Genomic DNA, 18,601 nt, shown 5'->3' on the forward strand with positions numbered 1-18,601 from the left:
CGCCCCCAGGCGCCCGCCGAGGCGGGCGCAGCGGCGCGGCGGCGATAGGGTCCCACCATGGACGCGACGACCCACAACGGGCCCCTGGACGGCATCGACGACACCGACTGGGCGGCGCTGGCGCCCGGCGGCGCCGACATCCCGGGACTGCTGCGCGACATCGCGGGCGGCCCGTCCGCCACCCGCAGCCTGGACGACGCCGTGGCCGCGCTGTTCGACATCGTCCGCTTCCCCGGACCCGGATACGCGGCGGCACCGCGCGTCGCCGGCCACCTCGCCGACATCGCCTGCCACCCCGCGACCCCCACCGACTGGCGCTCGCGCCCGCTCAGCCTGCTGCTGGAGCTGCTGGTCCCCGCCGCCGGCGACGTGCTGCCCGAGCGGACCGACGACGCCCTGTGGCGCGACGAGGTCGCCTGGGCGGCGGGCGCCGGCGCCGAGAAGGCCCTGGACCAGTACGTCGCCTGGCGCGACGAGGCATCGGACGAGCAGCGGTACCGGCGCATGCGCACCCGCGTCGACGCGGTGGCCCGCGAGGGCGGGGTCGGCCTGCTGCAGGCCCACCTCGGCGTCCACGACGCCGTGCGCGAGCGCGTCGGCGCGCTCACCGGGCTGCTGGAGGGCCGGGAGAACCGGCGCGGGATCGACCCGCCCGCCGAGTGGGCGTGCTACGTCCTCGCGTTCGTCCCGGAGGCGGCCGAGGAGGTCGGCGCCGTGCTGCGGCGGTCGCTCGCCGAGGCCCGCTCCGGCCCGCCGGTCGACCCCCGCGCCATGGGGCTGGTGGCGCGGCACGAGGTGCTGTCGGCCGAACTGTTCGCACTGGGCATGCTGGCCGCGCCCGACGACCCGTCGGCGACGGTCGCCCTCGCCCACGAGCTGGCGTCCGGGCACCTGTACAACTCCTTCGCGGCGGCCGTGGCCCTCACGGTGATCCACGGCGAGCGGGTGCCCGACGAGTGCCTGACCCGCATCCGCGCGGGCGGCCGCACCAACGTCGGCTTCCCCGGCCTCTTCGGCGACTCCTGGCCGCACATCGGGGAGTTCGCGCCCGAGGCACTCGGGTTCCTGGCGCTGGGCCGCGCGGGGGAGCGCGGCACCGAGGTGCGCATGGCCGTGCTGCCCGGGGTGCTGCCGCGCGCCGAGGGCGCCGCCCGCGCGGCGGTGGCCGGCGCCGCGCTGGCGGAGGTGTTCGGGCCGCGCGCGGAGGCCGAACCGGTCGACGTCGCCGCCGACCTCACCGAGCACCAGCTCACCGTGGTGTGGACGATCGCCGAACTCCCCGAGGCCGCGTGGTCGGAGCCCGGCCTCACCGAGACCCTGGAGGCGTGGGGGCTGCCCACCGACCGCGACTCCTTCCGCGCCTTCGCGGGGGTCGAGGACGAGCCCGACGCCACCCCGGAGCCCGCCGCCCCCACCACGGCACCTACGCCCCGCCCGCAGAGCGGCGGCCTCTTCGGCCGCCTCTTCGGCGGCTCCTGACCGACGTCCCCGACCACACCCCCGCCGACCGCCCCCACCTGAGAGCGGTCGGCGGCGGGGGCGTGCCGGTCTCGTGGGGGCGGTGGAGCGGCTCTTCTTCTCTTCTTCTTGCCCCCCGCCTCGATCGGCGGAATGGTGCGCGGCGCGTTCGCGGATGTGCGCGGAAAGCGGAAATACGCCCGGCTGAATGGCGTTCCGGGCGATTCCAGCGACTCGGAACGGTGGGCTCAACACTGAAGCCCCGGCCGGAGGCCGGGGCTTCAGTGGGGTGGTGCGCCATCAGGGACTCGAACCCCGAACCCGCTGATTAAGAGTCAGCTGCTCTGCCAATTGAGCTAATGGCGCGTGGTGGGCCGCCTCGGGGGCGATCCCGCCGGGCGACGGATCGATATTAGCAGCCCCGGAGGGGCGGGGCGAACGGATTGCGCGGCGCCCGCCGCGGATGGGCGGGGCGGGCGCCGCTGCGCGGGCCGCGAGCCGTGCGGGCTCAGGACCAGGTGACGACCACGGTGACGATGATGCCGATGGCGACGACCGCGCCGATGGCGGCCAGCACGTACGGGGTGATCGGTCGGCGGGGAGCCGGCTCGGTCTCCTTGTTGTCCGCCACGAACCGGCGGAACATCATCGTCGACCCCGCGGGGTCGTTCTGCTCTTCATTCTTGTTCTCGGGCATGGGGAGAGCGTAGCGAGTCCGCCCGGTCCGCGCGTCGAGATTCACCGTGAACCGCCCGGAACGCGACAGGGGTGACGAGCGCCCCAAAGTGGTCGAAGGCAAGAGGGCTCCGGGCGCGAGGCGCTCTGGGGGCTTGCCGGCCCGGGGTGCGTCGCGGCGGGCGACCGTGGCGCGGAACCGGATCGCTCCGGACGGCGCCCCGCTCGGAGCGGTCCAGGGCGGCGGGCCATATCTCGGGAGGCGGCCGGTCCTGCCGGGATGTCGGATCGGGCCGACGCGTCGGCTGCCGGATCGGGCAGGGGCGTCGGCGCCGGAATGCCGGTTCGGGCCGACGCGCTGGCTGCCGGATCACGCCAGTGCGTCGGGATACCGGGGCGGGCGGCACGCCGGACGTCGGGTCAGACCGGCGCGTCGGGATGTCCGGTCAGGCCGGGGTGCCGGGGTGGAGGAGGGCGGCGTGGGCGGACGCCGGGGCCCCGGTGCGGCGGAGGGCGAGGCCGGCCGCGCCGAGGGCGCCGTCGGCGGCCGGGAGCGGGTCGGCACCCCGGCGCTCGCGGATACCGCCGCGGACGGCCTCGGCCACCGGCCCGTCCGCCAGCAGGGCCCCGGCGACGACGACGGGCGCGCCGGCGGCGGGCGCGACCGCGTCCAGAGCCGCCAGCAGGCGGTGGGCGGCGTCGGCGACCAGTCCGCCCGCCACCGCGTCGCCCGCCGCCGCGGCCCCGGTGACCTCGGGGGCCAGGCGGCCGAGTTCGGCGGGGGGGCGCTCGTGGGCGGCTCGGACGATACGCCGGGTGTCGCCGGGGGCGACACCGAGGGCGGCGGCGAGCCGGTCGCCGAGCACGGTCGCCGGGCCGCGCCCGTCGGCGGCGGCGAGGGCGGCACGCAGTCCCGCCACGCCCAGCCAGACGGCCGACCCTTCGTCGCCGAGCAGCCAGCCGTGGCCGTCGCAGCGGCGGACGACCGCGCCGTCGCGGACCCGGGCGGCGACCGCGCCGGTGCCGGCGATGAGGACGGCGCCCTCGGGTGCGGCGCTGCCCGCCGCGAAGGCGACGGCGATGTCGTCGATGACGCGCGGCGCGCCCGGGAGGCCGACGTCGGCCCACGCGCGCCCGGCGAGTTCCTCGGCGCGCTCGGGTGCCGAGGACGCGCCCGCGACCCCGAACACCGCGCCGACGATGCGAACCCCGCTGCGGCCGTCGAGCCCGTTGGTCCTGCCGGCCGTGCCGTAGCCGCCGGCGCCGCTGTCTCCGCCGGCCCCGGCGGCCCCGCCGAGGGCGGCGCGCAGGGCGGTGCGGAAGGCGGCGGCGGGGTCGGCGCTGGAGAACTGGTTGGCGCCCCCGGCGGTGCCGTAGCCGAGGATCCGGCCGTCGAGGGCGGCCACGGCGCAGCGGGTGGAGGTGCCGCCCGCGTCGACTCCGATCACGGCGTCCTGGTTCATGCCGTGCAGCCTAGCCCGCCGACCGAAACGCGGTCCGGCCCGCCACACCGGTGCCCGATGCGGCCGGACACGGCCACCTCGCAGGTCGCGCGTGCGCCGTCGCCTCGCGGAACCGCGGCGTTTCAGCTGAACCGAAACCCGGCCCCGGCCGGTGGGGGGAGGCGCGTCCGCCGTGGCGGCCGCCCCCGAAGTACGCCGAATGCCGAGTATCCGGGGTTCTGTGGCACATGCCGGTTATGGGGGTGGATCTTCCCTCGTGCGGCTCCCGGCCGCGCCGAAACCGGGGCGTGAGCGGCGCGGGGGGCGCGGTGGGCCCCGGCGATCCGCCGCCGGCGGGGACACCCGCCGAACGCCGTTCGCTTCGTGAAAGCGAACCGCCAGTGCGCTGTAAGCCGTTTCCGCCAGTCTTCATGGCGTCAGGCGGTTCCGATCGGCTTCCCCGCGATCGGCCACCGCCTCGTCGAACAGGTCGGGGCCCGAGGGATTCGGGCTCCGGGGGCCGGAGGACGGCCGGCTCCCGGGGAGATGGGCGGTCCGGTAGCGGGCCGCCCGCGCCTGGCGGGGTGAACGGGGGGACCCATCACTCCCGCCAGGCGTGCCCGCCTTGTCCGTGGTCGCCGCGTGCTCCCGTCAGGGAGCGCGGGTCGCGGTGCTGTGCGGCCGCCGTGTGCTCGCATGCGATGGGTTCGGGCCGTTGGGCCACCGCGTCGGCCGGGGTCGGCGCCGTGTCATTCTCGCCAGGCGTGTCCGCCTTTGCCGTGGTCGCCGGCTGTTCTCGTCAGGGCGCGCGGGTCGCTGTGGAGTGTGGCCGCTGTGTGCCCGGGTGTGGTGGGCCGGGTGGTTGGGCGACCGTGTCCGTGGGGGCCGACGCTGTGCCATTCCTGCCGGGCGTCCGCCTTGGCTGTGGCCGCTGGGTGTCCTCTTCAGAAGTTGTAGGTGGCTGTGGAGTGTGGCCGCTGTGTGCTCGGGTGTGGGGGGTCGATGGTTGGCCGTCCGCGTCGGCCGGTGCGTCGCCTCATCACACCTGCCGGGCGTGTCCGCCTTGTCCGTGGTCGCCGGGTGTTCTCTTCAGGGAGCGCGGGACGCTGCGGAGTGCGGCCGGGTGTGGTGGGTCGGGTGGTTGGGTGGCCGTGTCTGACGGGGGCGTCGCTCCGTCACTCCCGCCGGGCGTGTCCGCCTTGGCCGCGGCAGCCGGGGGCGCCCATCAGGAAGCGGGGGTCGCCGTGGAGTGCGGCCGCCATGCGCTCGGGCGCGGTGGGTTCGGGGCGCTGGGCCACCGCGTCCGCCAGGGCCGCCGCTGTGCTCTCGGGGTGGGTGGCCAGCCAGGCGGCGGCCATCCGCAACGGGAGCGGCAGCCGCTCGGCCGCGTCGGCCAGGCGGCGCAGAGCGGCGGGTTCGGCCGCCGCGCGCTCCGGTCCCACCAGCGCCGCCAGCAGCCCGGCGGCCTCCTCGCCCCGCAGTTCTCCCAGGGGGATCGCGGGCACCCCTTCGCGCACGATGAGGTCGGCCAGCCAGGACCGGCTCGTGACGACCGCGCCGCACCCGGACGCCCCCGGCAGCAGCGGGCGCACCTGGTCGGCCGACCGGGCGTTGTCGAGCAGCAGCAGGACCCTGCGGTCGGCCAGGACCGACCGCAGCAGCGCCGCCCGCTCGTCGACCTCGGCGGGCAGCATCCCGCCCACGCGCAGGGCGCGCAGGAACCGGCGGAGCACGTCGTCGGGCGTCAGGGGGCGCCCCGAGTCGCCGCGCAGGTCGACGTAGAGCTGGCCGTCGGGGAAGGCGCCCGCCACCCGGTGCGCCCAGTGGAGGGCCAGCGCCGTGCTGCCCGCCCCCGGCGGCCCGCTGATGAGCGCCCGCCCGGGTGCCGCGTCGGGGCCGGCCAGCCGGTCGAGCAGGGCGAGTTCGGCCGCCCGCCCCGTGAAGTGCGACGGGGCGGCGGGGAGCTGGGCGGGCACCGCGCGGCCGGGGCGCGGGTACGGGGCGGCGGCGGGCCGCGGCCGGGGGATGCTGGGGCGGTCGTCGAGGTCGCCGCGCAGCACCCCGTGGAACGCCTCCTGGAGCGGGCGCCCGGGGTCGACGCCGAGGCGTTCGGCGAGCACCCGCCGGGTGCGCTCGTAGACCTCCAGGGCCTCGCTCTGCCGGCCGCAGCGGTACAGGGCGATCATCCGCAGCCGCACCAGGGTCTCGTGCTCGGGCCGGCCGTCGGTGAGCACGCCGAGCATGCCGAGGACCTGGTCGGGGCGGCCGAGCGCGAGGGCGGCGTGGCAGCGGTCGACGGCGGCGCGCAGGACCTCCTCGCGCACCGGTTCGACGTCGTGCCGGTGCAGCACCGGGGAGGCGAGGTCGGCCAGCAGCGGGGGCTGCCACAGGTCCAGCGCCCGGCCGAGCAGGTCGAAGCGGTGACCGGGGTCGGCGCGGTGCTGGGCGTCGCCGGCGGCGCGCACCAGGGCGCGGAAGCGGAGCAGGTCGAGCTGGTGGGGGTCGAGTTCGATGCGGTACCCGCGCAGCCCGCCGACGATCATCGGCGGCTCGCGGCGCGGGCCGCGCACGGCGGGGTCGCGCGCCGCCGCCTCCAGGACCGCGCGCAGCCGGGTGACCTGGACCTGCAGGGCGCCGCGGTGGGCGTCGGGGTCGCCCCCGCCCCACACCCGCTCGACGAGTTCGGCCACGGACACGGTACGGTTCGGCCGCAGGAGCAGTGTCGCGAGGACGATGCGCCGCTTGGCGCCGCGCACCCGCACCGGTGTGCCGGCGGCGTGGACGGCGAGCGGGCCCAGCACTGCGAACGAGAAGTCAGCCAATGTCGCCCCCGGAAACCCCGTGCCTCCTGCCCCCGTGTCGGTGTGGAATCCGACGTGTCCGGCGCCGTGGTGCCGTCGCCCGCCCTCTACAGTGCCGGGCGGCGCGGGGCCGCGCAACGCCGCGACCGGGGCGGGTGTACTTGTGGTGCTGCCGGAAACCCGGGGGTTCCGGCGCCCAGCGCATTGACTCCACCCTGAGACGGAAAGAAACTTTCCACCATGGCCAGAACGGCGAAGTCCTCGGTCCCGGCAGACGGCGGCGCGGAGGCCGCCCCCGGCGGGGCGTCCGCGCCCACCACGGTGCTGCGCATCCGCTCCCTGCTGCCGAGCCTCGCTCCGGCCGAGCAGCGGGTGGCCCAGCGCATCATCGACGACCCCGAACGGGTCGCGGCGTCCTCCATCACCCAGCTGGCGAAGGACTGCGCCACCTCCGAGGCCACCGTCATCCGGTTCTGCCGCACCATCGACTTCACCGGCTACCGCGAGCTGCGGCTGACCCTGGCCACCGAGGCCGGGCAGGCGCGCGGCGCCCGCTCCGGCGACCGGGAGCTGGCCAGCGACATCAGCCCGGACGACACCCTGGTGACCGTTGTGCAGAAGATCGCCTACACCGACGCGCGCGCGGTCGAGGAGACCGGCGCCCAGCTCGACGTGGACGTCCTGCACACGGTCGTCACCGCCATGGCGGCGGCGCGCCGCACCGACATCTACGGGGTCGGCGCGAGCGCGTTCGTCGCCGCCGACCTCCAGCAGAAGCTCCACCGCATCGGCCTGACCTCCTTCGCCTGGTCCGACACCCACGTCATGCGCACCAGCGCGGCGCTGCTCGGCGCGGACGACGTCGCCCTCGCGGTCTCCCACAGCGGGACGACGATCGACACCATCGACGCCCTCGCCGAGGCCAAGCGCCGGGGGGCGACGACGGTCGCGGTCACCAACTTCCCCCGTTCGGCCATCAGCGAGGCGGCCGACCACGTGCTGACGACGGCGGCGCGCGAGACCACGTTCCGCTCCGGGGCGACCGCCAGCCGCCTCGCCCAGCTCACCGTGATCGACTGCCTGTTCGTCGGCCTGGCCCAGTCGCGCTACACCGACAGCCGCACGGCCCTGGAGACCACCTACGACGCGGTGCGCGGGCTGCGGGTGGGCGACGAGCGCCGCCGCGGGCGGGGCGGCGACCGGTCCCGCTGACCGGCCGGTCCGACCGGGCCGCCCGCCCCGGCGGCGGGCGCGGTCAGCCCCGGTCGAGCGCGGTGCCGAGGAGCCCCAGCGGGGGCGCGCCGAGGTCGAGCATCGCCCGGTGGAACCGGGCGGTGGTGTACCCGGCGCCCCACTGCGCGCGGGCCCGCGCGCGCAGGTCCAGGATCTCCAGCTTGCCCCAGGTGTAGCGGCCGTAGGTCGGGTCGAAGGTGGCCCGCCGCGCCTCGGAGAGCGCCGCCGCGCCGGTCAGGGGGGTGTCGGCGGCGAACCGCCGGGCGGCGTCCGCGACCGTCATCGCCCCGGTGTGGACGCCGATGGCCGCCGCCAGCCGGGTCACCCGGATCAGCGCCTCGACCCACACGCCCACCTCGAAGTGCGCCGCGGTGAACCCGCCGCCGGCCGCCCGCTCCGCGTAGGGGCCGAACCCCTCGTCGACGCACAGCTCCTCGGCGTAGTGCGCCCACCCCTCGATGAAGGACGGCGACATCAGGGTGCGGCGGACCGGGCCGCGCGCACGGCGCAGCGCGCGGCCGTGGGAGAAGTGGCCGGGCGCGACCTCGTGCACGCTGATGGCGGGCAGCGTGGTGGCGCTGAACACCGACAGCCACGCGTCGACCTCGTCGGCCGGCCACGCGGGGTCGGGCGGGGTGACGAAGTAGAACGTCGGCCCGTCGGCCTCGGCCGGCGCCGGCCACATCAGCATCGCCGTGCTCCACCGCAGCGACTCCGGGGTGACGTCGACGGTGCATTCGCCGTCGCTGTAGGGCACCAGGCCCCGTTCCCGGGTGAAGGCGATGGCGCGCTCCGTCCACGCGCGGGCCTCGGCCACCACACCGCCGGTGTCGGGGTGGTCGCTCCCCAGGTCGCGGGCGAGGTCGAGCGGCGGCCGGTCCGGGTCGATGCGGGCGGCGGACTCGGCGAGGCGGGCGCGGAGCCGGTCGCGCTCGGCGTCGGCGCGCTCGGCGAGGCGGCCGAGGTCGACCTCCAGCGCCTCGCCCGTACCCATGAGCCGCGCCAGGGCGGCGCCGCCCAGCCCGGCGTCGGGGGCGCCGTCGCGTGCGGCGGCCTCCAGGTGGGCGGTGAACCGGCCGTGGGCGGCGAGCGCGGCCCGCCGCACGTCCTCGGGGGTGTCGTCGGGGACGCCCGCCGCGAGGCCGCGGGCGGCGCCCAGGAGCGCCTCGGCGACGGGCGCGCTCACCCGGTCGAGCGCCGCGACGGCGTTGTCGACCACATCCGGCCACGCCGCCAGGTGGCGGAGCCGGGCGGCGGCGCGCTCCTCGGCGGGGGCGTACGGCTTGTCGTAGCCCGACACCTCCAGCTCGTCGAGGTGCGGGAGCGGGTTGGACCTGTGCTGCGCGAGTTCGCCGAGCTCCACCCGCAGCCCGGCCTCGGCCGCGGCGGCGTGCGCCTCGTCGTGGGCGTCGGCGAAGCGCTCGCCCGCGCCCAGCCGGCGCAGCCCGGCGGCGACGGCGTCGGGCGACAGGTCGGCGGGGGCGCCGTCGTACTCGTGGCGACCGGCCATTTCCCGCGCCGAGGCGGAACGCAGGTCGGTGATGGCGCGCAGCCGCGCCGGGAAGTCCTCCATGGAGCGGACCCTACCGGGCGGCCCCGCCGCGCCTCGGGGACGGGAACCCCGGCGGGGCGCGGTACGTCCACCACTCGTGAGAAGACTCTGGACTCACCCCCGGACCCTGATCGCCGCCTGCGTCCTGGCGCCGGTGCTCGCCGTCGCCCCGTTCGCCTGGCTCACCCTGTCGACCGGCGACCACCGCACCACGGTCGGCGCCGCCGAGCACCGCCCCGTGGCGCTCGTGCTCGGAGCGGGGCTGCGCCCCGACGGCACCCCCACCACCCTGCTCGCCCGCCGCCTCGACCTCGCCGCGGAGCTGTACCGCGCCGAGCGGGTCGACGCCATCCTGGTGAGCGGCGACAACAGCGTCGAGGACTACAACGAGACCGACGCCATGCGGGCCTACCTGGAGTCCTCGGCGGTGCCCGCCGACAAGATCGTCGGCGACTACGCCGGGTTCAGCACGTGGGACTCCTGCGTGCGCGCCCGCGAGGTGTTCGGGGTGACGGCGCTGACCGTGGTCACGCAGCGCTTCCACCTGCCCCGCGCCGTGGCCCTGTGCCGGGCGGCGGGCATCGACGCGCTGGGGGTGGGCGATCCGAGCATCGACGCCCGCGGCTTCGCCACCGTCTACGGGTACGCCCGCGAACTGCCCGCGGCGTTCCCGGCGGTCGCCGACTCGGTGCTGCGGCCCGACCCCGAGTTCCTCGGCCCCCGCGAGCCCGGCATCCCCGAGGCCGTGGCCGCCCCCCGGTAGCCGCCGTGGACGCGCCGGGCCCGGCGGCGCCCGCCGGACACGGGAAGGGGCGGGGAGGGCATCCGCCGATACCGTTCCCCGCCCGTGGTCGCATGCGGCGCACCGCCCCATGGTCGTGTACTTCGCCCCGAGACCATGGGACGGTGCGCCGGTCGCACCATCCCCGCGCCTCCCCGGTCCGGCCGGAGCCGGACCGCCGTCCTCGGAGGAGCGGGGATGTCGCCTGCCCGCCGGCCTGGTGACCGGACGGGATCTGCGCGTTCGCCCTCTGCTGCGCGCCCTCGAGAACGAGGATGCCCCGCCCCGGCTGAATTCCGGCTGGATACCGGCTGGGGAAAACTTGAGGGCACGCGCCGTTACTGGGAGTCTGGTCGCGACGCGCCGTGACCGCGGTGTGGCGGTGGCCGACCGGCTCCCTCGCCGGCCGGCCCCTCGACGGCCCGCCGACCCCACCCCCGCTCGGCGCACCCGGCCCCCGACCGGTGCTCCGGACCCCGCCCGGCGGACCGGTGCGGCGCCGACCGGGCCGCGCGGCGCACGGCATCGGCCCGCAAGGAGATGACATGGAGTTCGAGGTCCTCGGTCCGGTGCAGGCGCGGGGCAACGGCACCGCGCTGCGGCTGTCCCGGAAGCTCGCGGGCCTGCTGGCCGCCCTGCTGTGCCGGCCCAACACCATGGTGGCCGAGGAGCGGCTGATCGACGCGGTGTGGGACGACGCCCCGCCGCCCTCCGCCGTGAAGAGCCTGCAGAGCTACATCCACCACCTGCGGCAGGCCCTCGGCGACAGCGCCCGGGTCGAGCGGGGGGCGCTGAGCTACCGGCTCCTGGTCGCCCCCGGCGAACTCGACGCCGCCCGGTTCGAGGAGGGTGTCGAGGCCGGCCGCCGCGCCCTCGCCGAGGGCGACCACGCGCGCGGCGCCGACCTGCTGCGCGCCGCCCTGCGCCTGTGGCGCGGCCCCGCCTTCGCCGGGCACGAGACCCACCCGCTCATCCGCGAGGAGGCGGCCCGCCTGGAGCAGCTGCGCGAATCCGCCCTGGAGGAGCGCATCGACGCCGACCTCGCCCTGGGCCGCCACGGCGAGGTCGTCGCCGAACTCACCGCCCTGGTCGCGGAGAACCCGCTGCGCGAGCGGCTGCGGGGCCAGCTCATGGTCGCCTTCTACCGGCTCGGCCGGCCCACCGACGCGCTGGAGGCGTTCCGGCGCGGGCGCGACGTCCTCGTCGAGGAACTCGGCATCGAACCCGGCCGCGAGCTGGTCCGCCTGGAGCAGGCGATCCTCAACAACGACCCGGCGCTGGACGCCCCCCGCCCGCCGGAGCGGCCCCCCGTTCCCGCCGCGCCCCCCGAACCGCCGCCGGCGCCGCCCGTGCCCGCCCAGCTGCCGCCCGACATCGCCGACTTCACCGGGCGCGAGGAGGCGGCCGGGCTGATCGCCCGCCGGCTGACCGGGCGCGACTCCGCGTCGCCGCCGCGCACCGTCGCGGTCACCGCCATCGCGGGCATGGGCGGCGTGGGCAAGACCGCGCTCGCGCTGCACGCCGCGCACGCCCGCGCCGACGCGTTCCCCGACGGCCAGCTCTACGTCAACCTGCGCGGCGCCGAGGCCGACCCGGTCGACCCGGCGCAGGCGCTGGCGGGTTTCCTGCTGGCGCTCGGGGTCGAGGGGACGGCGGTCCCCGACGGCCTGGCCGACCGGTCCGCGCTGTACCGCAGCCGGCTGGCCGAGCGGCGGGTCCTCATCGTCCTCGACAACGCCGTCTCCGAGCAGCAGGTGCGCCCGCTGCTGCCCGCCGCCGCGGGCTGCGCCGTGCTCGTCACCAGCCGGGTGCCGCTCACCGGCCTGGAGGGCGCCCGCCTCATCGACCTGGACGTGTTCCACCCCGCGCAGGCCGTCGAGCTGCTGGCCCGCATCGCGGGCCGCGACCGGGTCGGCGCGGAACCGGCGGCCGCCGCCGAGATCGCCCGCCTGTGCGGATACGCCCCGCTGGCGGTGCGCATCGCGGGGGCGCGCCTGGCGGGGCGGCCGCAGTGGCCGCTCTCGCGCATGGCGCGGCTCCTCGGCGACGAGCGGCGGCGCCTCGACGTGCTCGCCACCGGCGACCTCGCGGTGCGCGCCAGCTTCGCCCTCAGCTACGCCGGGCTGAGCCCCGCGGCGCGGCGGGCGTTCCGGCTGGCGGGCGCCCTGGAGACCACCGACGTCGCCGCGTGGACCGTCGCCGCCCTGCTCGACGCGCCGCTGCACGACGCCGAGGACCTGGTCGAGGAGCTGGTCGACGCCCAGCTCCTCGCCATCGCCGGCACCGACGCCACCGGCGAGCTGCGCTACCGCATGCACGACCTGGTCCGCCTCTACGCGCGCGAGCGCGGCGAGGAGGAGGACCCGGCCGATGCCCGCCTGGCCGCGCTCAAGCGCGCCTTCGGCGCCTGGCTGTGGCTGTCGGAGCAGGCCACCGAGTACATCCCCGGCCCCTGCTACGCCACCATGCACGGGTCGGCGGTCCGCTGGCCGCTGCCGTCGGCCGAGGCGGGCGCGCTGCTGGGCGACCCCATGGCGTGGTTCGACGCCGAGGCGGGGCACATGGTCACCGTCGTGGCGCACGCCTGCGCGCTGGGCCTGGACGAGCTGGCGTGGGACCTCGCCGGGTGCCTGGAGAAGTACTTCGACGTGCGCGGCCGGTTCGACGAGTGGCGGCGCACCCACGAGACCGCCATCGCCGCCTGCCGGGCGGCCGGCAACCGGCGCGGCGAGGCCGTGCTGCGGCGCGGCCTCGCCGACCTGCTGACGTGGACCTCGTCGCAGCACAGCGGCAGCGCCATGGTCGGCCTGTACGAGCAGGGCCGGCTCGTGTTCGACATGTTCCACGAGCTGGGCGACCGGCGGGGCATGTCCGACGCGCTGGTCATGCGCACGTGGGGGCTGGTGTCGCAGGGGGCGTCGCGGGCCGCCCTGGAGGCCGCCGAGGCGGCGCTGGACCTCGCCGTCGCGACCGACTACCTGGGCGGGCAGGCGCGCGCCTACCAGGTGCTCGCCATCGCCGCGCACGGCGAGGGCGAGACCGCGACGGCGGCGGCGCACCTGACCCGGGCGCTGGAGCTGGCCCGGCTCATCGGCAACTCCCGGTTCGAGGCGACCGCCATGCAGTTCCTGGGCGCCGCCGAGTGCGAGACCGGGCGCGTCGAGGAGGGCCGCGCCCACCTGCTGCGCTCGCTGGAGATGAGCCGGTCGCTGGGCGACCGCTACGCCGAGGTGTTCTCGCTGCTGTACCTGGCCCGGCTGCACATCCGGCTCGGTGAGCCGGCCGCGCTGCCGACGGTGCGCGCCGCCGCCCGGCTCAGCCGCGACCACGGCATGGACCACCACCTGGCCGACGCCCTCGGCATGGAGGGCGAGATCCTGCTCGACGCGGGCGAGGTGCGGGCGGCCATCGCGAGCCTGGAGGAGTCGGTGCGCATCTGGCGCACGCGCGGCTGGCCGTCGTTCCTGGCCCCCGTCCTGGCCGCCCTGGCCCGCGCCTACGAGGCCGCGGGCGATCCCGCCGCCGCCCGCAGGGCCCACGCCGAGGCCGACGCCCTCCTCCACGACCACGCCGACGCGAACGCCGACTGACGGGGGCGCGTTCCGCCGGGCGGGCGGGGGGTGCTGTGATCGGCCGGGCATCGCGGGCTGCACGGACGACACCCCGGGATCGGGTAGAGTCGTAACCGCCGCCGCGCCGGGACATCGGACGGCAGCGGGCGCCATTAGCTCAATTGGCAGAGCAGCTGACTCTTAATCAGCGGGTTCGGGGTTCGAGTCCCTGATGGCGCACCAAGAGGACCTCGGCAGTACCGGCGTGGGCGTCACCGCCCGCGCCTTTCCTTTTCCCCCGGCCTCGCGCCGCCTCCGCCCTCCTCCGTGCCCTCGGCGTCGCGGTGGTAGTTTGTTAACGGTACCGTTCCGTTTCCCTACGAGGAGGGCCGGTGGACGAGACCGCTGTCGTGGTCGTGGGGGCGGGTCCGACCGGGCTGACCCTGGCCTGTGCGCTGCGGACGCAGGGCGTGGACGTACGGGTGCTGGACCGGGCGGCGGGGCCGGCCGCGACCTCGCGCGCCAACATCCTGCACGCGCGCGGCGTGGAGGTGCTCGACCGGCTCGGCGCGCTCCGCGGCCTGACCGAGGAGGCCCGCACGGCCGCCACCATCACGTCCTATATCGGGAGCGAGCCGATCGGCCGGCTGCGGTTCGGCGACGTCGGGATCGGCACGGCCCGGCCGGCGCTGCTCGCCCCGCAGACCATGGTGGAGGCCCGGCTGCGGGACCGGCTGGCCGAGCTGGGCGTCCGGCCGGCCTGGTCGACCGAGGTCACGGGCGTCCACCAGGACGCCGAAGGGGCCACCGTGACCACCGCGGACGGCGGCACCGTCCGGGCGCGGTGGGTGGTCGGCTGCGACGGCGCGCACAGCGCCGTGCGCCGGCTGGCGGGCATCGGCTTCCCCGGGGCGCCGGTGGCCGACCGGTTCCTGATCGGCGACGTCCACATGAGCGGGATGCCCGACCGCGAGGGCAGCCACGGCTGGCAGCACCCGGACGGGATGGTGGCCGCGATGCCGATGCCCCGGCCCGGTCGCGATGACGGGGCCGAAGGCGGCCCCGACGACCTGTGGCGGCTCATGGTCTACCTCGCGGGCGAACCCGACGGCGAACCCGACGACGCCGAGGTGCTGCGCCGCCTGCGCGCGGCCTTCGCGCACCGGACCGGGCGCACCGACGCGGCCGTGTACGGCGCCGAGTGGGTCTCCCACTTCCGCGTCCACCGCAGGCTCGCCGACACCTATCGAGCGGGGCGCGTCCTGCTGGCGGGCGACGCCGCCCACATCCACAGCCCCCTCGGCGGGCAGGGCATGCTCACCGGCGTCTGCGACGCCGAGAACCTGGCGTGGAAGCTCGCGCTGGTCGTGCGCTCCGCCGCCGCGCCGCCGCTGCTGGACACCTACGAGGCCGAGCGCCGCCCGCTCGCCGAGGACGTCCTGCGCACCACCACCGCGGTCACGCGCGTGCAGGTGAGCGGCCACCCGCTCGCCCGCCTGCTGCGCGACCGCGTGCTCGCCCGGGTCTTCGCCCTGCCCGCCGTCCAGCGCCGGGCGACGGCGGTCGCCTCGCAGCTGCGGGTCACCTACCGGCGCGGCCCGCTCGCCGGGCGGACCCCGCCCGGCCGCGCCCCCCGCCCGGGCGACCGGGTACCGGACCTGCCGGTGCGGCACGCCGACGGCACCGCGTCGCGGCTGCACGCCGAGGTGGGCGGCCGCTGGGCGCTCGTCGCGCGGCGGGCACCCGGGGTGGACGCCGTCGCGGACCGGCTGGGCGGCCCCGTCGCCGCCCTGGCCTCCCCGCGCCCCCGGGAGGGCGAGGTCTGGCTGGTGCGCCCCGACGCGCACCTGGCGTGGCGCGGCGCCGCCGGGTCGCCGGGGCTGGAGCGCTGGCTCGGCGCCGCGCTCCGGCACGGGGGCGTGCGATGACCGCGCCGGGGCGCCGGCCGCCGGGCCGGCCCCGCGACCCCGGCGCGGACGCCGCGATCCTGCGCGCCGCCCTCGACCTCTTCATCGAGCACGGTGTGGAGGGCACGAGCATCGAACGCGTCGCGAAGGCCGCCGGGGTCGGCAAGCTCACCGTCTACCGCCGGTGGAGCGGCAAGGAGGAGCTGATCGCCGCCGCGGTGGAGGCCGCCCGCGACGACCCGGTGGACCTCCCGGCCGATACGCCCCTCGCCGCCGTCGCGTGGGGCGCCGCCGCCGCCCAGGCGGAGCACATCGTCCAACCCCGGTTCCGCGCCATGGTCGCCCGGGTGCTCGGCACCTCCGCGAGCCATCCGGCGATCATGGCCGCCTACTGGACCCACTACGTGGAGCCGCGGCGCGCCGCCCTGCGGCCGCTCATCGAACGCGCCCTGGCCGAGGGCGCCCTGCCCGCGCACACCGATCCGGACGTGCTCATGGACATGATGGCCGGGGCGGTCCTCTACCGGCTCGCCCGCCCCGGCCCGCTCGACGCGGCCACGATGCGGCGCTACCTGGAGGACGTCTACGCGCAGGCGGGGCTGGAGCGGCCCCGCCCGGCCCCCGGGGAGCAGAGCGAGCCGGAGCGGGGCGGCGGTCCGTGAACCCGGGCGGTCCGGCCCGTCCGGCGCGGACCCGTAGGCCCCGCGCCGGTGCCGGGCACTGGGGAGGGCCGGCACCCTGTCCGGCATCTGTTCCAGATGGTACATTCCGCGGAACCGCTCTCGGCCGGGCCTTCGGAGGCGATGCGCGATGATCACCGTGGCACGGCGGATCGACGCCGACCCGGAGGCGGTCTGGCGGGTCCTGGGCGATCTCGACCGGTGGGACCGGATGCTGCCGACGATCGACGCGATCGCGCGCGTCGGCGACGGCGGCCCCGTCGCCGTCGGCACCCGGTTCCGGGTGCGCCAGCCGGGGCTCGTGCCCGCCGTCTACCGGGTCACCGAGTGGCGCCCGAACGCCGGCTTCACCTGGGAGGCGCGGACGGCCGGGGTGCGGACCGTCGCCACCCACGACCTCCGCCCCGACGGAACGGGCACGGAGCTGCGGCTGTCGATCGCCTGGACCGGCCCCGGCGCCCGCCTCGTCCGCGCCCTCGTCACCCGTAAGGCCCGCGCGTTCCTCACGAGCGAGGCCGACGCCTTCGCCGCCCTGGCCACGGACCACCGCGCCTGACCGCCCGGGCCCCGCCCGGGATCGCCCCTCGCGCGGGCGGCGTCCGCGCGCTCCGCTGCGGGGCCAGGGCCACCGCCGTCGCCCGCCGTCGGCCGCAGGTCCATCGGCGCCGTCGCCCGCCGGGGTCGGCGTCCCGGCCGCCGCGCCCTCTGGCGCGGCGGCCCGAGATGCCCCGCCGCTCAGTCCGCCTCGGGCTCCCACGCCGCGATGAGGCCCAGGAGGCCGGGGAAGCGGGTGTCGAGGTCGTCGATGCGGACGTGGCTGCGGCGCTCCAGGCCGTACTGGCGCTGGCGGATGATCCCCGCCGCGCGCAGGGCCTTGAAGTGGTGGGTCAGGGAGGACTTGGGGCGGTCGATGCCGAACCACCCGCACGGGTGGTCGAACCGCTCCGCCTCCAGCAGGAGCGTGCGGACGATCCGCAGCCGCAGCGTGTCGCTCAGCGCGCCCAGCACCGTCTCCAGTCGCAGGTCCTCCGCCGCCGGCTCGGGCAGCGGATCGGGGAGCCCTTCGGGCTCGGGCAGCACCCTGATGGCCGGTGTCCGGTGTACCGCCGCAGGCATGGCGGCTCCTCTTCCCTTGGCGATTGCTGTACGAGTCTGATCGTACTGCATGCTAATTTCGACTCGACTCGTACTGATCCCTGGGAGGTGGCGGCCGTGGCGCGGACCCGGACCGGACCGGTCGGAGCGGAAGGCGGCCGGCAGCGGCCCACACCGGACGGACGGGAGGAGGCGGACGTTGTTCCGGCCCCCACCCGGTGGGTGTGGCTGGCCGCGTGGCCGGTCACCGCGGTGTTCGTGCTGTCCAACGCGGCGACACCGCTGTACACCCTGTGGCAGCGGGGCATCGGCTTCTCCGACGGCACCCTGACCGTGGTCTTCGCGGCCTACATCGCCGGCCTGCTCGCCTCACTGCTGGTCTCCGGGGTCGTCTCCGACCGGATCGGACGCAAGCCCGTGCTGCTCCCCGCGCTCGCCCTCGCCCTGGCGGCCTGCGCGGTCTTCGCCACGGCGTCCACGGTGGCCGCCCTCATCGCGGCCCGGCTGTTCACCGGCGTGGCCGTCGGCGCGGTCATCTCCGCGGGCATGGCCGCCGTGACCGACGTCGCGGGGCCCGGGCGCCGACGGCTGGCCGCGCTGCTCGCCTCGTGCGCGATGGTGCTCGGCGCGGGGCTGGGCCCGCTGCTCGCCGGCGTGCTGTCCGACACGCTGCCCGCCCCCACCGCCACCGTCTTCGCCGTCGAGGCGGTGCTCCTGGCCTCCGCCGTCCTCGCCGTGCTGCGCATGCCGGTGCGCCGCCCGCGGCACGCCGCCGGGGGCGCGTGGATCCGCGTGCCCGGGGTACCGCGCGGCAACCGCCCGCACCTGCTCCTCGGATCGCGGTGTTCGCGCCCGGCATCACCGCGACGTCGTTCGTGCTCTCCCTCGGCCCCGGGCTGCTCGCCGACCTGCTCGACGCCACCGGGCGGACCGTCGCCGGGGCCATGGCGTTCGCCATGTTCCTGGCCGCCACCGGGGTGCAGTTCGCGGTCCGGCGGCTGCGCAGGCGCACGGTCCTGGCCGCCGGAGCCGCCGGAACGGTCCTCGGCATGGCCGCGCTCATCGCCGCCGTGCACGCGGAGTCGGCCCCGCTGCTCGTCACCGCCGCGCTGCTGCGGGCGCGGGGCAGGGTATGGGGCAGTTGGGCGGGCTGTCGCTGCTCAACTCCACCGTCCCGCCGCGGCGGCTGGCCGAGGCCAACGCGGCCCTCAACGTGGGCGGTTACGCCATGGCGGGCCTGCTGCCGGTGGCCGCGGGCTACCTCGGCGACGCGATCGGCCCCACCGGTGGGGCGACCGTCTTCGGCGCGGTCCTGCTCGCCGTCGCCGCCGCGGGCGGCCTCGCGGTCGCCGCGTCGCGCGGCCGGATACCGGAGCCGGCGTAGCCGCCCCCGCTGCGCGCGCGGCCGGGGCCGCGCCGGCCGGCA

At 77.2% G+C, this 18,601-nt stretch carries 13 protein-coding genes, 2 tRNA genes and 1 pseudogene; 10 read left to right on the top strand and 6 right to left on the bottom strand.

Annotated elements, in window-relative coordinates:
• The first annotated feature begins 57 nt into the window (after positions 1–57).
• On the top strand, positions 58–1,479 hold the full coding sequence (locus tag NT8_RS13435) for a hypothetical protein (RefSeq protein ID WP_067968598.1): 1,422 nt from the start codon (positions 58–60) through the stop codon (positions 1,477–1,479).
• Between the two features lie 269 nt (positions 1,480–1,748).
• On the opposite strand, the gene NT8_RS13440 is transcribed toward NT8_RS13435, so the two are convergent.
• The 4 genes from NT8_RS13440 to NT8_RS13455 form a co-directional block, all read right to left on the bottom strand.
• Positions 1,749–1,824, bottom strand: a tRNA-Lys gene (locus NT8_RS13440).
• Positions 1,825–1,966: 142 nt separating this feature from the next.
• Positions 1,967–2,155 carry a hypothetical protein gene (locus tag NT8_RS13445; protein WP_067968600.1) on the bottom strand — a complete coding sequence of 63 codons (189 nt, stop codon included), beginning with the start codon at positions 2,153–2,155 and terminating at the stop codon, positions 1,967–1,969.
• 424 nt (positions 2,156–2,579) lie between these two features.
• The gene (locus tag NT8_RS13450) at positions 2,580–3,596 is read right to left on the bottom strand and encodes a BadF/BadG/BcrA/BcrD ATPase family protein (RefSeq protein ID WP_067968603.1); all 1,017 of its coding nucleotides are present in this window, start codon (positions 3,594–3,596) and stop codon (positions 2,580–2,582) included.
• Positions 3,597–4,750: 1,154 nt separating this feature from the next.
• Positions 4,751–6,397, bottom strand: coding sequence for an AfsR/SARP family transcriptional regulator (locus NT8_RS13455; protein ID WP_084468909.1), 1,647 nt, complete (start codon positions 6,395–6,397; stop codon positions 4,751–4,753).
• A 219-nt stretch (positions 6,398–6,616) separates the two neighbouring features.
• Between NT8_RS13455 and NT8_RS13460 the strand changes: the two genes are divergently transcribed.
• Entirely contained in the window at positions 6,617–7,588 is a 972-nt protein-coding gene (locus NT8_RS13460) for a MurR/RpiR family transcriptional regulator (RefSeq protein ID WP_067968611.1), read from the top strand.
• Between the two features lie 43 nt (positions 7,589–7,631).
• Here the strand turns inward: NT8_RS13460 and NT8_RS13465 are convergent, their stop codons facing one another.
• Entirely contained in the window at positions 7,632–9,182 is a 1,551-nt protein-coding gene (locus tag NT8_RS13465; protein ID WP_067968614.1) for a DUF885 family protein, read from the bottom strand.
• A gap of 76 nt (positions 9,183–9,258) precedes the next feature.
• On the opposite strand from NT8_RS13465, the gene NT8_RS13470 reads away from it, so the two are divergent.
• The 6 genes from NT8_RS13470 to NT8_RS13495 all read left to right on the top strand — a co-directional run bounded on the left by NT8_RS13470 (position 9,259) and on the right by NT8_RS13495 (position 16,636).
• On the top strand, positions 9,259–9,924 hold the full coding sequence (locus NT8_RS13470; RefSeq protein WP_394326580.1) for a SanA/YdcF family protein: 666 nt from the start codon (positions 9,259–9,261) through the stop codon (positions 9,922–9,924).
• Positions 9,925–10,487: 563 nt separating this feature from the next.
• Complete coding sequence (locus tag NT8_RS13475) at positions 10,488–13,532, top strand: AfsR/SARP family transcriptional regulator (RefSeq protein WP_067968618.1); 3,045 nt, start codon at positions 10,488–10,490, stop codon at positions 13,530–13,532.
• A 128-nt stretch (positions 13,533–13,660) separates the two neighbouring features.
• A tRNA-Lys gene (locus NT8_RS13480) sits at positions 13,661–13,736 on the top strand.
• Positions 13,737–13,885: 149 nt separating this feature from the next.
• Complete coding sequence (locus tag NT8_RS13485; RefSeq protein WP_067968621.1) at positions 13,886–15,421, top strand: FAD-dependent monooxygenase; 1,536 nt, start codon at positions 13,886–13,888, stop codon at positions 15,419–15,421.
• Positions 15,418–16,062 (top strand): TetR/AcrR family transcriptional regulator, encoded by a 645-nt coding sequence (locus NT8_RS13490; RefSeq protein WP_067968623.1) that lies wholly within the window; start codon positions 15,418–15,420, stop codon positions 16,060–16,062. The genes NT8_RS13485 and NT8_RS13490 overlap by 4 nt, the downstream gene beginning before the upstream one ends.
• Before the next feature lie 148 nt (positions 16,063–16,210).
• Positions 16,211–16,636 carry an SRPBCC family protein gene (locus tag NT8_RS13495; RefSeq protein ID WP_067968626.1) on the top strand — a complete coding sequence of 142 codons (426 nt, stop codon included), beginning with the start codon at positions 16,211–16,213 and terminating at the stop codon, positions 16,634–16,636.
• 179 nt (positions 16,637–16,815) lie between these two features.
• On the opposite strand, the gene NT8_RS13500 is transcribed toward NT8_RS13495, so the two are convergent.
• Entirely contained in the window at positions 16,816–17,196 is a 381-nt protein-coding gene (locus tag NT8_RS13500) for an ArsR/SmtB family transcription factor (protein WP_067968629.1), read from the bottom strand.
• Positions 17,197–17,433: 237 nt separating this feature from the next.
• On the opposite strand from NT8_RS13500, the pseudogene NT8_RS31405 reads away from it, so the two are divergent.
• Both NT8_RS31405 and NT8_RS30415 read left to right on the top strand, forming a co-directional pair.
• Positions 17,434–17,898, top strand: a pseudogene (locus NT8_RS31405) (MFS transporter); the annotation flags it as partial.
• Between the two features lie 409 nt (positions 17,899–18,307).
• Positions 18,308–18,559 (top strand): hypothetical protein, encoded by a 252-nt coding sequence (locus NT8_RS30415; protein WP_217999174.1) that lies wholly within the window; start codon positions 18,308–18,310, stop codon positions 18,557–18,559.
• Positions 18,560–18,601: the final 42 nt, after the last annotated feature.

It is taken from the genome of Nocardiopsis trehalosi NBRC 14201, from assembly GCF_001552555.1.
Lineage (GTDB): Bacteria > Actinomycetota > Actinomycetes > Streptosporangiales > Streptosporangiaceae > Nocardiopsis_B > Nocardiopsis_B trehalosi.